Source organism: Pseudohalioglobus lutimaris, from assembly GCF_002866825.1.
GTDB lineage: Bacteria > Pseudomonadota > Gammaproteobacteria > Pseudomonadales > Halieaceae > Halioglobus > Halioglobus lutimaris.
The window spans coordinates 36,917-49,792 of the sequence record NZ_PKUS01000002.1 but is presented as its reverse complement, the minus strand read 5'-3'; the positions used below and the strand labels follow the sequence as shown (position 1 = coordinate 49,792).

Genomic DNA, 12,876 nt, shown 5'->3' with positions numbered 1-12,876 from the left:
TGCGTTGGCCTGTTAGCCGCTTTCACCTTTTCTGAGCCGGAAGTGCTCCCAGTGAGGTTCGCTCATGGCGTCGACAAAGCGCGAGAAGGACCAGGGCCAGCTGGCAGGAATACCTTCCGCATCCAGGTACCAGCTCTGGCAACCGCCGGTATACCAGATGGTTTTCTTCGCGGCCTCGATACGCTCCCTATCAAACTCTTCCAGCGCTTCTCTGGACGGCTCGACCTCACTGCATTCACCGCTTCGCAGTTTCGCCAGCAACTGCGCTATGTAGCGCCATTGTTGTTCCGCAATTTCGATAAGAGAGAAGTTACCCACGGGGCCGTTGGGCCCGTTGAGCATAAAGAAATTCGGGAAACCGGGCATGGTCACTGCAAGGTAGGCCGTGGGGCGCCTGGCCCAGAGTGTTTCCAGGTCCATGCCGTCACGCCCGTGGATTCGCATGGGCCGCATGAACTGGTCCGCGCGGAAGCCGGTTGCCAGTACAATCACATCCAATTCATGAAGCTTGCCATCGCGGGTGCGGATGCCGTTGTTTTCGATTCGCTCGATGTCTGAGCGGACCAGCCTCGCGTTATCGCGCTGTATTGCCTGGTAGTAGTCGGGTGAGAAGATCAGTCGTTTACAGAAGGGCTGGTGATCCGGAAGCAACTGCTCCCGCAGGGCGGGGTCGTGCACGTTCTGCTCCAGGTTGTCGCGACAGGCCTGGCTCATGGTTAGCGCCATCTCAGAGTCAGGGTTGGTGAGTGCGTGGGTATAGGCCTCAACAGCTTCGGTATAACCAGCGAAGTCCATGGCGTCGTCAAGCGCTTGCGGGTCGGCGCGGAATGCCGCGCGTTCCTCTTCAGTGAAGTAACCGTTTTCCACCGGCATGATCCACTGCGGGTTGCGCACGAAGTGTCTGACATCCACGCCGCGTTCACTGAGCGCGGATATAATCTGTACCCCGGTAGAGCCCATGCCAATGACGCCAACCCGCTTGCCCTCGAGTGCGACGCTGTGATCCCAGCGCGCGCTGTGGAACAGCGCACCTTCGAAGGAATCCATCCCGGAAATGTCTGGAGTACCCGGATGATGCAGAACGCCCGTGGCGGCGATGACGACATTGGCGCGGTCTGTACTGCCGTCGCTGAGTTCGAGATCCCAGGCGCCGTCGCGGAAGCTAGCCTCCACGATTTCGGAATTAAAGCGGATAAGCCGGTCCACCTTGTATTTGCTGGTCACGTCCTCAAAGTAGGCCTGTATTTCCCCGCCGGGCGGCAGGTGGCGTGTCCAGTCGGGATTGCGCTCGAAACTGTAAGTGTAGTGGTGGGAGGGGACATCGCAGGTGAGCCCGGGATAGGTGTTCTCCCGCCAGGTACCACCTATACGGACTGCCTTTTCATAGATGCTGATGTTGCCGTAGCCGGCCTCCTGAAGCTTGATGCCCGCGAGGATGCCGGACATACCGGCGCCGATCACCACCACGCGAAAATTGTCATTGCCCATACGATGGTTCCTGTTCGTGCGATTGGTCACGCTGTCAATGAGTGCCCCGTAACGCGGACTGTGCCGTGCCTGTGCAGGTCGGCACCGGTTAAGCCCGGCAAAGCTGTCGCTTGCGCTTCTGTGGCCTTCAACGCCCGCGCCGCAAGGGTGGCCTCTTCAACTACCGACGTCCACGGATTTACAGCACACAGTGTAAATCACTCTGTGCTGCCAGCCGGTTTACTTAAGAATACTGATGCTGCGGACCGCTGCCCGTTAATCGCTGTTCGGCCGTATGCTGCAGCCCTGACTGCGGCGATCGCCTGCGCTGCGAGTGCAGCACGAAGACAGGTCAAGAGGCGTCAGCGATATCCAGCTCGCTTTGAAGCGCCTTTTTAAGAAATTTTCCGCTGGCATTCCTTGGTAGCGGGTCGCTCAGAACCCAGATATAGCGTGGTATCTTGAAGCCCGCGAGGTGCTCCCGGGCAAATTTCCGAATGTCGTCTGGGTCCAGCGTCTTGCCATTCTGTGGATAAATGGCGGCCCCGACTTCCTCGCCCAGGCGTTCATCCTCTACGGAGAATACTGCGGCCTCCTGTACCGCCGGGTGGCGAAAGATCACGTTCTCCACCTCACTACAGTAGATGTTCTCACCGCCGCGTAGCACCATATCCTTGGCCCGGTCTACCAGGTAGAGAAAGTTATCTTCATCGAGGTAACCGATATCCCCGGTATGCAGCCAGCCATCGACAATCGTTTCGGCAGTCGCCTCAGGGCGGTTGAGGTAGCCTTTGATCAACTGTACGCCGCGTATGCAGACCTCGCCAATTTCCCCTGGCGGCAGGGCATTGCCATCGATATCAGTGATCCGGGTGTCAAAGACGGGGAGGGGAGGGCCACAGCTGGTAGGCCTTTCAACCAGGAAGTTGCCCATGGAGGCCGCAATAATGCCTGAGGCCTCAGTCATGCCATAACCCTGGTTGGCCACGCGGCCCATTGCGCTAATTTTGCCGACCAGGTCCGGCTGCACGGCGGCGCCTCCGCCGCCAAAGCCGAGTACGCTGGAGGTGTCGTAGTCAGCGAACGAGGGATGCAAAACCAGCTCCCTGGCCATGGCGGGAACACTGGAGATGGCGCGGATCTTCTCTTCTTCAATGATGCGCAGGGCTTCCTCTGCATCCCACTTGTACATGAATACCAGTTTGCCTCCCGCAAGCGTAACGGGCTGGGCTGCGCAGTTGTTGGCGGTGACGTGAAATAGCGGCGTGGCCATCAGTTGTGCGGGTGGTGGCGCGTTGCCGCTGGCGGGGTCCATGCCGGGGTTGTCGTTCAGTTTGGCTATCAGGCTGACCTGTGAAGCGTTGACGAAGAGCATGCTGAGCACATTGTTGCTGCAACCTCGATGGGTGAGCTGTGCCCCCTTGGGGCGTCCGGTGGTGCCGGAGGTGTAAAAAATACACGCGTCGTCATCCGGGTCTATGTCAACCTCAGGCATGAGTGGCTTGGTTGCCAATACCTCTGACCACGGCGTGGCCCATTCCGGCACGCCGTGTGCACAGCGCACGGCGGCGACTTTAATGTCCGGGAATTGGCCATGTATTTCCCCAAGTCGCTGCAAACGCTCCTCATCGCAGATTATCGCCCTGGGTGCGGAGTCTTCCAGGGCATAAGCCAGCTCGGCGGACACCCACCAGGCGTTGACGCCAACCACGACTGCACCCATGGAGGTAATGGCCCAGTAGGCCAGCATCCACTCCGGGTAGTTGCGCATGGCGATCGCTACCCGGTCATGCTGCCCAACCCCATTTTCACGCAGCCAGTTGGCGATGCGGTTGACCTCGTCGTGGGCCTGCGCATATGTCCAACGCTCGTCCTGGTAGACCAGGTAATCCTTGTCGGCATGGCCGGCGGTGCCGGCCCACATCTGCCGTAAATTGGCAGGGGCGTGCAGCCAGGCTCTGACCCGGTGCCCGTTCGACTCGATCTCGGCTGTCTCGAACATCTGGCCGCTCGCCATGAGTTGTTCACTCGTTGTTTTCAACAGGTCAAACATGTCGAGCTCTCCTTTTCTATGCCGTAGTCGTCATCCGCGGTGAGCGGGAGTGACGGGATAACACTGATGAACTCTACGGCTTTCGCTGGAAAAAGCACCTGTTTATTTAATTTGAGAGCCTGCCCCCTCAAGGGCGAAGGTGAATGGCCTTAGCGTGGTAACAGAGTGGGCGCGCTGGCTGCCAGCGCAGGGAGTTGTCGGTGGGAGAATGGCTGCGGCAGAGCTGGCCGCCGCAGCGGCCAGCTCTCAGGCGGTTTTCTTTGGGTTGTCTATGATGACGAAGGTGGGGCTGTCGACGGTATCTGTCGAGACCTCCTTGGGAGGCAGGTCAATCAGCCGCAGCGGTTTATGCATAGGTGGCCTGGGCTCAGTCTTGACGGCGGCAGTGGGCACTTCCGACGTGCCTGCGGACGTCGATTCAGAGTGCGAACCCCGGCGGGAGATAACACCAAAGCCCAGAGCAAGGGCCAGGGCAAGCCAAACCAGGTCATAGTAGAGGCTCGCTTCACCTTCTGCGCTCTGTGCAAACGCCATGGATGCGTTGCACAGGGTTAATGGCGGGGCCAGCATTGCCCAAGACAGTGCGGGTTTCACGTTCATTACGACATACCTCAACAATTGCGTCCTTTGACACTTCGGGGCGCTAAACACCGCGCCTTCAGGTTAATAATTGCATGCGTTACCAGTGGCTGACAGGGTCGGTGATGAACTCTATGAACCAGGTCACACAGGCATTTTCAGGTCTTTGAACCAGGTCACAGTTCGTCGAGAAGTGCGGCGATATATGGCGCTTCCGAGCGGTATTTTCAGTTGCAGGAGGGTGATTTCGGCGCCAGTTGCGCCTTTATAAGTATTCTTCAGATTTATCTGAATAGTGCTATTGTATTGAGCTGATCAATGATAAGTGCGGTTGCAATGCGCTTTAATAAAGTGGACCTGAATCTCTTTGTTGTGTTCGATGTGATCTACACCGAACGCAACCTGACCCGGGCGGCAGAGGTACTGTGCCTGACTCAGCCCACGGTCAGCAATGCGCTGTCGCGGTTGCGCAAAACCTTCAATGACCAGCTTTTTGTGCGCACGCCGCAAGGCATGGCGCCCACTCCTGTGGCCAACAACATTGTCGGCCAGGTACGACATGCACTGCAGCTGCTGGATGCCTCCGTGCAGGAGGGCGACCAGTTCAATGCGGCAACCAGCGACCGTGTGTTCCGATTGAGTATGAACGACATGGCTGAATCGGCCCTGTTGCCCAGGTTGATGGATGCCCTTGGTCAGGAGGCGCCGGGCATGCGCCTGGAAAGTTACTACACGCGCCGTCGTGATCTTTCCACTGCGCTGTCCTCTGGGCAGCTCGCGTTCGCTATCGATATTCCCCAGGCCGCCAATGCAGACATCTGCCACCAGCCTTTGTTTTACGAGCGTTATGTTTGCGTGGTGCGCGAGGATCACCCACTGTTAAATAGCCGCAAAAAACTGAGCCTGGAACATTACCTGCAGCTGGGCCATATCCATGTGTCCAGTCGACGCAGGGGGTTGGGGCTGGTAGACGTGGAATTGAACAAGCAGGGCCAGCAGCGCAACATCCGTGTGCGTCTGCAGCACTACCTCGCGGTGTTGGAAATTGTACGCTGCACAGACCTGGCGCTCACCGTCCCCAGTCATTGGGTGAATAAGCCGGGACTGAGCGTGTTTGAACTACCGTTCGCGGTGCCGGAATTGGAATGGCATTTGCTTTGGCACAAGAGTGCGGATGGCGACAAGGCGAACCGTTGGTTGCGTGAGAAAGTCATCGCGCTGTCCGGGGAGCCGCGGTGAAGCCCGCGCCGTACCGTGCAGCCTGTCCCGAAATAATGGAGAGACACCATGCTGATTAAATGGATGGCAGGCGCGCTCTGCGCTGTGCTGGTCGCTTTTTTGTTACTGCTGGCCTGGTCGCTTAACAGCTATGCGCCGCTGCCTGTAGATCCCGCATGGCGGCCCTTGCCCGCGACGGGTGCAGCCGAAGCGGAAGTGACTGTGCGCTTCACTGGCACCACCACATTGCTGATTAGCGACGGCGAGACAGCGTGGATGATTGACGGCTGGTTCAGTCGTCCGGGCCCACTGCAGCTGGCGCTTGGCAAGATCGCCCCGGACATGGACGCAATCACCTTTGGTCTTGCGGCCAACGAAGTGGATGCGCTCGCCGCGGTCATTCCCATGCACTCACACTTTGATCACGCCATGGACGCACCGGAGGTCGCGCGCAGAACCGGTGCGGTGCTGATGGGCTCGCCTGCTACGGCCAATATCGGGCGAGGCTGGGGCTTACCCGAAGATCAGATACGGGTTTTGCAGAACAGGGAACCGGTTAAGCTTGGCAGCTTTCGCATTACGCCTGTCGAGTCGCGGCATTTTCAGTTTCCGGACCCTGCAATCAGGGAGCGCGCCCTGGGTGAACCCGAGATCAGTGAACCGCTGGTGCCGCCGGTAGCGGCGTTCGATTACCGCCTCGGTAAAGCCTATGTGCTGCATGTGGCCCACCCTGCCGGCAACTTTGTGGTCGTCGGCAGCGCCGGCTTCCTAAAGGATGCACTGCTGGGCTTCCCGGCGGACACGATCTTTCTTGGCCTGGGCGGACTGGGGTCGCAGACCGGGCAGTATCGCCATGACTACTGGCAGGAGACGGTGGTAGCCACCGGTGCACAGCGCATTATCCCTGTACATATGGATAGTTTGACCGGTCCCATAGAGGGGCCTTTCCTGGGGCCAGCAAGAATGATGGCCTTCATGGCAAAGGATGCTGGCCTGACGCTTCCCTTTCTCAGCAGCAAGTTAGAGCAGGATCCCGCCCTGCGTATACGCACATTGCCTCGGTATCGTGAAGTCATCCTTTATCCCTGAGTGTGGTTTGCGCTGGCGGTTGGTAAAGCTATGTATACCTTATTGTCGCGCCAGTGAGCGGGACTGGCATCCCCCCCGGGATTCGTTTAACAATGCCGGGGTAGAACAACATAACGACCGAATCAAACTGATGGGGACCCTCGATGAGCCATGTGCCAGACCTGGACAATCTTTTTTCGCCTCTCAAACTGGGCGATATCACTCTTGCCAACCGGGTGATCATGGCGCCCATGACCCGGGCCCGGGTGCCAGACCGAACGCCCAATGCGTCCACTGTGACCTACTACGCCCAGCGCGCGGGGGCGGGTCTGATAGTGACCGAAGCCACCACGGTATCGGCCCAGGGCAATGGCTCTGTTGCCACGCCCGGTATCTACAGCCAGGAGCAGATCGCCGGCTGGCGGAAAGTGACCGACGCGGTGCACGATCTTGGCGGCAGGATCGCCGTGCAGCTGTGGCATACGGGGCGCGTCTCACATGCAAGCCTGCAGCAGGACAATGCCGTTCCGGTTTCAGCCTCAGCGGTGGCGGGGGAGGTGCTGACCTTTACCGAAAATGGTTTTGAGCCGACGACGCCGCCCAGGGCGCTGGATATTGAAGAGATACCGGGCGTCGTAGACCAGTTTGTACAGGCGGCGCATAACGCCATGAGTGCAGGTTTTGACGCGGTAGAAATTCACGCGGGTAGCGGCTATCTGCTGGATCAGTTCATGCGTGATGGCACCAACAAACGCACGGACAACTACGGTGGCTCACTGGCCAACCGCTGTCGCCTGGTGTTGGAGATTGTCGATGCGGTATCTGCCGCGATCGGCTCCGGACGCACTGGTATCCGCATTTCGCCCATGCTGGTCACCTGGGATTGCCGAGACAGCGACCCGGTCGCTCTGTTTACACACCTGGCTGCAGAGCTGGGGAAAAGACCTATCGCGTTCCTGGACATGATAGAGCGCAACGACGCTTCGATTGCGGTGAGTGGCGATGACCATGCCGTCGATAACGAGGCCGGCGTGCGCCTTATACGAGAGGCGTTCAAGGGTAACTATATCGCCAACGGCTGCTATCGTGGCGACACTGCCGACGCCGCGATAGCGAACGGCTACGCCAGCGCAGTCGGTTTTGGCCGGGACTACATATCCACCCCGGATCTGGCACAGCGTATGCGCGCCGGCGCCGACCTGAATGCCCCCGCCGACCCGATTGACTATTATGGTGATGGCGGTGACAAAGGCTATATCGACTTTCCCGCGCTGACAGACTAGGCGGCGGGGCGAGTTCTCCCCTGGCCGGCCTCTGCCGAAATCTACAAGGAGATATGCGATGGAAGAGAAAGAGCACCTGGCGGTGGAAGCCAACAAGAAGTCAATTCACTATGCCATGGCCGGCGACAAGGCCGCGTGGCTAGCGCTTTACACGGAAGACGCAGTGGTCCGTGATCCGGTGGGCGTGTCACCCATGGATCCCAGCGGCAAGGGGCATCAGGGCAAAGCGGCTATCGAGGCTTTCTGGGATACAGTGATCGGCCCGGCGACACTGGAGATCACCCCACACCAACGCTGGACCAGCGGCGACTATACCTGTTGTGTGCACCAGGTCGCCCGCAACGACCTTGGCGACGGCAAGTCCACCGAGTGCGACATGCTGGCCGTGTATACAGTCGATGAACAGGGTTTGATCACCGCTATGTCCGCGCACTGGGACTTTGACGACGTGATGGCGCAGTTAAGCAAGCTGGCTTAGGGCTGGTACGTTCAGGTATTGCCAGCAGGCAAGTGGCCACCTGGCCGCGAACCTCTGTGGCGTACTCCGTTCAAACATCCAGCGCCTGGCGAATATGGCGAGCTACCAAAAGTGGGTCCTGCATAGGAATAAAGTGGTTCATCTCCGGGTGGTAGTGCTCCTGGCAGTTGGTTATGGCCTGGGCCAGCCCCGGCCAGGTGGGTGAGGTGCTGAGGTCGGTGATGGAAAGACCCTCGTAACGAGCCCGCAACAGGGTAGTGGGGGTGGTGATGCGGGGAATGTCTTCGTGCACGGCGTCACTCATGGCCTGACTGATATAGACCGCCGCTTCGTTCATGGGATCACAGGCCAGTTCCCTGTAGCCCTCCTCATTGGCGGGCTTCAGGGCGTAGTCACAGTAATCCCGCAGTACCTCAGTTTGCCAGCTGCTGAAAGGCTCGCGGTCCTTGAAGCGATCGAACATTTCCGCAGCGTCCTGCCAGCGATTCTTGCGTCGCGCCACCGGGTGGTCTGCCGCCGTAATAGTGGCAACCCGTTTCCTTGCCTCGTCATATTCTTCCCGGGCAACAATCACCGGGTCGATCAACAACAGGTGTTTGAATCGCTCAGGGTGAGCCGCTGCCGCGCGGGCGATCATGTAGCCGCCAATCGAATGGCCCACGCCCACCACGTTTTGCAGGTCCAGGGTTTCAACGAGTGTGACGATGTCAGCGCAGAGCACGTTCCAGTCGACGTCGCCCAGGCTGCCACTGCGGCCGTGGTAGCGTAAGTCAACGGCGAACACGTGCTGCCCCGGGAGCTGAGCCACCACCTGGCTCCAGCAACGGCTGTGGAAACCAGTGGCGTGCAACAACAATACAGGGTCGCCTTCCCCCGGCCACTCCAGCACCGCCAACTCCACGTCTCCTATGTCGAGGTGGAACTCTCTGGGTTCGACCATGTGCGAATCAGACCCGCTCGATAATGATCGCCGGTGCCATGCCGCCGGCGGCGCACATGGTGACCAGGCCGAACTGTTTGTCCTGGCGCTCCAGTTCGTCCAGTGCCGTGTTGATCAGCAGCGAGCCGGTGGCGCCAATAGGGTGCCCAAGTGCCATGGCACCGCCATTGATGTTGACCTTGTCACGGTCCATGCCCAGGTCGCGCATAAACTTTTCCGACACCACGGCGAAGGCCTCGTTGATTTCCCACACGTCGATATCGCTGACGTCCAGCCCGGCCCTGGCCAGCACTTTCTTTGCCGCGGGCACCGGCGCGTTGAGCATCAGTGTGGGGCAGTCACCCTGGTTCACCATGGCGACAACGCGGGCGCGGGGCTTCCAGCCCTGGGCGCGCGCATAGTCGGGTGAAGACAGCAGCAGTGCACCGGCGCCGTCGACGACCCCGGAAGAGTTTCCCGCATGGTGCACATGCGTGATTTCCAGGCCTGGATACTTTTGTAGCACCAGCTGGCGATAGGTGGTGCCGGCCTCGTCCAGCGCATAGTCCGCGACTGCAGCAAACGCCGGCTGCAACTCTGCCAGGCCCTCCAGCGTGGTTTGCGGGCGCGGAAACTCTTCCTTGTCCAGCACCAGGTTACCGTCCACGTCAAAGACGGGTACCAGGCTCTTGTCGAAACGTCCTTCAGCAATAGCGCGTGCAGCTTTTTGTTGGGTCTCGAACGCCTGTCGGTCCAGGTCTTCTCGGGTGATGCCCTCAATGGTCGCGACCGCATCGGCGCAAACACCCTGGTGGGGCTGCGGATGCGCAGCGCGCAGGGTGAGGTTGTCGTTGTCCAGGAACATGGACGGTGCCGCGCCTTCCTCGCCGTAGATGGACATCATTTCGGCGCCCCCGCCGATGGCGACATCCTCGGTGCCGGAGAGAATGTTCATCGCCGCCAGTTGCACAGAGGTGATGCCTGAGCCGCAGAAGCGGTCCAGGGTCATGCCGGAAGAGGTGATGTCGTAACCGGCTTCCAGGGCCGCCATGCGCGCCAGATCGCCGGACTGGCGTCCGCGCTGGGAACTGGTGCCAAAAATGACATCGCCCACATCGGCTGTGTTGAGGTCATTGCGCTCAGCCAGTGCCTTGAGCACCACTGCCCCCAGGTGTTGGGGGTGTTGTCCTGCCAGTGATCCCTTGCTTTTTTTGCCGAGACCGCGCGGTGTTCTGCAGGCGTCAATAATCCATGCTTCATTCATCATTGGTTTCCTATTTTCCTTTCCAGTTGGGTGCGCGCTTTTCAGCAAATGCCGTGGCGCCCTCTATGGCGTCCTCACTGGTGAATATCGGCATCACGATCTCCTGCTGCTTCTGCCACATTTCCTGGGCGCTCCATTCACCGGACTCGGCAATCACCTGCTTGCTGAGCTTCACTGCCAGCGGCCCGTTAGCCACAATGGTTGCGGCCAGCGCCTGCGCGCCCGCCAGGGCTGTGCCCGCGGGGACCGCGCGATTGATCAGGCCCACCTGTATGGCGCGCTCAACGTCCATGAAGTCTCCTGTCAGCGCGAGTTCCATGGCCACGCGCGGAGGAATCTGCCGGGGCAGGCGTACCAGGCCGCCAGCTGCGGCAGCGAGACCGCGTTTGACTTCCGGGATACCGAATTTCGCGTTGTCTGCCGCCACCACCAGGTCGCAGCTGATCATCACTTCCAGGCCGCCGGCGAGGGCAAAGCCCTCTACCGCAGCGATCAGCGGCTTCTGCGGCGGCGCTTCAACCAGACCGGCAAAACCGCGACCCTCCACTATTGGCAGTTCCCCGGTGACGAAGGCCTTCAAATCCATGCCCGCGCAGAAGGTACCGCCGGCACCGGTAATGATGCCGACGCGGATTGCGTCGTTGCTGTCCAGCTCGTCCATCGCTGCCGCCACGGCGACGGCGACGGCCTTATTGACTGCATTCTTTGCTTTGGGGCGGTTCAGGGTAACGGTCATTACCCCATTGGCGACGTCCACCAGTACGGCTTGTTCATCTGTCATGGTTATTCTCCGGTTATATGTGCTTAATCGATTAGTGAGTTGGCCAGGTCAGCCAGTGGCTCGACCAGCGCACCGCGCGCCCGTGCTTCCGGACTGGAGGCATTACCCTGTTCCGCGCGCTTGAGCACGCCCTGTAAAATGGCGGCCAGGCGGAACATGGAAAACACGATGTAGAAGTTCCAGTTGTCGATGCCCTCGCGGCCGGTACGCTCGCAGTAGCGGGCGATGTATTCCTCGTCAGTGGGGATGCCCAGTGACTTGCGGTCCACGCCGGCCATGCCGGCGACGCTGCCGTCACCCGGCAACATCCAGGCCATACACTGGTTGGCCAGGTCGGCGAGTGGGTTACCCAGTGTGGACAGCTCCCAGTCGAGCAGGGCGATGGCGTGCGGTTCGGTGGGGTGGAACATCAGGTTGTCCAGCCTGTAGTCGCCGTGCACCAGGCTGACACGACCGTCATCCGCTGGCATGTTGGCCGGCAGGTACTCCATCAGTCGCTCCATGGCGGGAATGGTCTTGGTCTCGGAGGCCCGGTATTGCTTGGTCCAGCGGCTGAGCTGGCGCTCAAAGTAGTTGCCGGGGCGGCCGTAATCGCTGAGGCCAACCGCGTCCACGTCGACGTTGTGCAGGGCGGCCATGGTGGCGTTCATGCTGTCGAAAATAGCGGCGCGCTCTGCATTGTCGTGGGCTTCAGGCAGGGTGGGGTCCCAGAGAATGCGGCCCTCCAGGTACTCCATCACGTAGAACATGGAGCCGATCACCGACTCGTCCTCGCACAGGACGTAAGCCCTGGGCACTGGCACGTCGGTGTCGCGCAGGGCGGAAATAACGCGGAACTCCCTGTCCACAGCATGGGCGGATTTCAACAGCTCCCCGGGGGGCTTGCGGCGCAGCACATAGTCTCTGCCTCCGGCACTGAGTTTGAAAGTGGGGTTGGATTGGCCACCGGCGAATTTTTCCGTGGTCAATGGACCCGCAAAGTCGGGGATGTGTTCTGCCAGGTATTCGCCCAGCTTCAAGGTGTCCAGTTCGTGTGCGCTCATGGTTGTCCTGTTTATTGGTGTGCGGGACCCGCTGCACCAGCGGGCCCTGGGGTTTGGCTCCAGGTGCGAACCCGGTGCATGAGTCTGTGGCCTGCATTCCCGGCTGCCAATGACTCGATACAACAAAAAAATAGACCAAATCTGACAGCCGGCCAGGGGTTGCTCTGGTAGTATGGCATGGTCCCTGATTTTTGCGGTATCGCGCGGTGATTGAGCCCATTGATGAAGCGCAGCGCCAGCAGGTGCTGGCGCGCACTGAGCACTACATTACGACGGCCGAGGAGGTCCTTGAACGCCCATTTGAGCGTATCCCTGTGCTGTTTGACCTGCGCGGCACGACAGCGGGCATGTTCCGTGCCCACCGCCGCCGGCGGGAAATACGCTATAACCCCTGGATATTCTCCAAGTACTGGCAGCTGAACCTGGACGGCACGGTGCCGCATGAGGTGGCGCATTATATCGTGCACGAGGTATATGGTGTGGGGAAGGTAAAGCCCCACGGAGTCGAGTGGCAGGCGCTCATGCACTACTTCAACGCCGACCCCGAGGTGACGTTCAAACTGGATCTTGAAGGCATTCCGCAACGCCGCCAGCGCACCCACCCCTACCGCTGTGGCTGCCGCGAACACCAGGTGTCAACCACGCGCCACAATCGCATGCGCAAAGGCCAGGGTAGCTATCTGTGTCGCTACTGCGAAGCGCACCTGGTTTACTGCGCCTGAA

General features: G+C 59.9%; 12 protein-coding genes. 5 read left to right on the top strand and 7 right to left on the bottom strand.

Going from position 1 to position 12,876, the window contains the following annotated elements:
• Nucleotides 1–12: 12 nt before the first annotated feature.
• From C0039_RS02595 to C0039_RS02585, 3 genes are all read right to left on the bottom strand, one after another.
• Nucleotides 13–1,488, bottom strand: a complete 1,476-nt coding sequence (locus tag C0039_RS02595) for a flavin-containing monooxygenase (protein ID WP_101517144.1) — start codon at nt 1,486–1,488, stop codon at nt 13–15.
• Between the two features lie 331 nt (nt 1,489–1,819).
• A complete protein-coding gene (locus C0039_RS02590) occupies nt 1,820–3,520 on the bottom strand; it encodes a class I adenylate-forming enzyme family protein (RefSeq protein WP_076000662.1) in 1,701 nt (566 codons plus the stop codon).
• Nucleotides 3,521–3,766: 246 nt separating this feature from the next.
• A complete protein-coding gene (locus C0039_RS02585; RefSeq protein ID WP_101517143.1) occupies nt 3,767–4,120 on the bottom strand; it encodes a hypothetical protein in 354 nt (117 codons plus the stop codon).
• Nucleotides 4,121–4,435: 315 nt separating this feature from the next.
• Between C0039_RS02585 and C0039_RS02580 the strand changes: the two genes are divergently transcribed.
• The 4 genes from C0039_RS02580 (at nt 4,436) to C0039_RS02565 (ending at nt 8,146) form a co-directional block, all read left to right on the top strand.
• Nucleotides 4,436–5,338, top strand: a complete 903-nt coding sequence (locus tag C0039_RS02580; RefSeq protein ID WP_076000664.1) for a LysR family transcriptional regulator — start codon at nt 4,436–4,438, stop codon at nt 5,336–5,338.
• A 48-nt stretch (nt 5,339–5,386) separates the two neighbouring features.
• Nucleotides 5,387–6,406 (top strand): MBL fold metallo-hydrolase, encoded by a 1,020-nt coding sequence (locus C0039_RS02575; protein ID WP_084179689.1) that lies wholly within the window; start codon nt 5,387–5,389, stop codon nt 6,404–6,406.
• Between the two features lie 143 nt (nt 6,407–6,549).
• The gene (locus tag C0039_RS02570) at nt 6,550–7,668 is read left to right on the top strand and encodes an alkene reductase (RefSeq protein ID WP_101517142.1); all 1,119 of its coding nucleotides are present in this window, start codon (nt 6,550–6,552) and stop codon (nt 7,666–7,668) included.
• 58 nt (nt 7,669–7,726) lie between these two features.
• A complete protein-coding gene (locus C0039_RS02565; RefSeq protein ID WP_076000665.1) occupies nt 7,727–8,146 on the top strand; it encodes a nuclear transport factor 2 family protein in 420 nt (139 codons plus the stop codon).
• Nucleotides 8,147–8,216: 70 nt separating this feature from the next.
• Here C0039_RS02565 and C0039_RS02560 read toward each other — a convergent pair whose 3' ends face one another.
• Genes C0039_RS02560 through C0039_RS02545 form a run of 4 tightly spaced genes read right to left on the bottom strand, consistent with a single transcriptional unit; the run spans nt 8,217 to nt 12,153 of the window.
• Nucleotides 8,217–9,086, bottom strand: a complete 870-nt coding sequence (locus C0039_RS02560; protein ID WP_076000666.1) for an alpha/beta fold hydrolase — start codon at nt 9,084–9,086, stop codon at nt 8,217–8,219.
• 7 nt (nt 9,087–9,093) lie between these two features.
• Nucleotides 9,094–10,329: an acetyl-CoA C-acetyltransferase gene (locus tag C0039_RS02555; RefSeq protein WP_101517369.1), complete on the bottom strand. Its 1,236-nt coding sequence runs from the start codon at nt 10,327–10,329 to the stop codon at nt 9,094–9,096.
• A 10-nt stretch (nt 10,330–10,339) separates the two neighbouring features.
• Nucleotides 10,340–11,110: a crotonase/enoyl-CoA hydratase family protein gene (locus C0039_RS02550; RefSeq protein WP_076000667.1), complete on the bottom strand. Its 771-nt coding sequence runs from the start codon at nt 11,108–11,110 to the stop codon at nt 10,340–10,342.
• 23 nt (nt 11,111–11,133) lie between these two features.
• Entirely contained in the window at nt 11,134–12,153 is a 1,020-nt protein-coding gene (locus tag C0039_RS02545) for a phosphotransferase (RefSeq protein WP_076000668.1), read from the bottom strand.
• Between the two features lie 206 nt (nt 12,154–12,359).
• Here C0039_RS02545 and C0039_RS02540 point away from each other — a divergent pair, with 206 nt between their 5' ends.
• Nucleotides 12,360–12,875 carry a SprT family zinc-dependent metalloprotease gene (locus tag C0039_RS02540; protein WP_076002322.1) on the top strand — a complete coding sequence of 172 codons (516 nt, stop codon included), beginning with the start codon at nt 12,360–12,362 and terminating at the stop codon, nt 12,873–12,875.
• Nucleotide 12,876: the final 1 nt, after the last annotated feature.

Excerpts from the sequence above, each read along its gene's own strand:
- C0039_RS02595 (WP_101517144.1), bottom strand. The coding sequence starts at position 1,488 with ATGGGCAATGACAATTTTCGCGTGGTGGTGATCGGCGCCGGTATGTCC.
- C0039_RS02590 (WP_076000662.1), bottom strand. The coding sequence starts at position 3,520 with ATGTTTGACCTGTTGAAAACAACGAGTGAACAACTCATGGCGAGCGGC.
- C0039_RS02585 (WP_101517143.1), bottom strand. The coding sequence starts at position 4,120 with ATGAACGTGAAACCCGCACTGTCTTGGGCAATGCTGGCCCCGCCATTA.
- C0039_RS02580 (WP_076000664.1), top strand. The coding sequence starts at position 4,436 with ATGCGCTTTAATAAAGTGGACCTGAATCTCTTTGTTGTGTTCGATGTG.
- C0039_RS02575 (WP_084179689.1), top strand. The coding sequence starts at position 5,387 with ATGCTGATTAAATGGATGGCAGGCGCGCTCTGCGCTGTGCTGGTCGCT.
- C0039_RS02570 (WP_101517142.1), top strand. The coding sequence starts at position 6,550 with ATGAGCCATGTGCCAGACCTGGACAATCTTTTTTCGCCTCTCAAACTG.
- C0039_RS02565 (WP_076000665.1), top strand. The coding sequence starts at position 7,727 with ATGGAAGAGAAAGAGCACCTGGCGGTGGAAGCCAACAAGAAGTCAATT.
- C0039_RS02560 (WP_076000666.1), bottom strand. The coding sequence starts at position 9,086 with ATGGTCGAACCCAGAGAGTTCCACCTCGACATAGGAGACGTGGAGTTG.
- C0039_RS02555 (WP_101517369.1), bottom strand. The coding sequence starts at position 10,329 with ATGAATGAAGCATGGATTATTGACGCCTGCAGAACACCGCGCGGTCTC.
- C0039_RS02550 (WP_076000667.1), bottom strand. The coding sequence starts at position 11,110 with ATGACAGATGAACAAGCCGTACTGGTGGACGTCGCCAATGGGGTAATG.
- C0039_RS02545 (WP_076000668.1), bottom strand. The coding sequence starts at position 12,153 with ATGAGCGCACACGAACTGGACACCTTGAAGCTGGGCGAATACCTGGCA.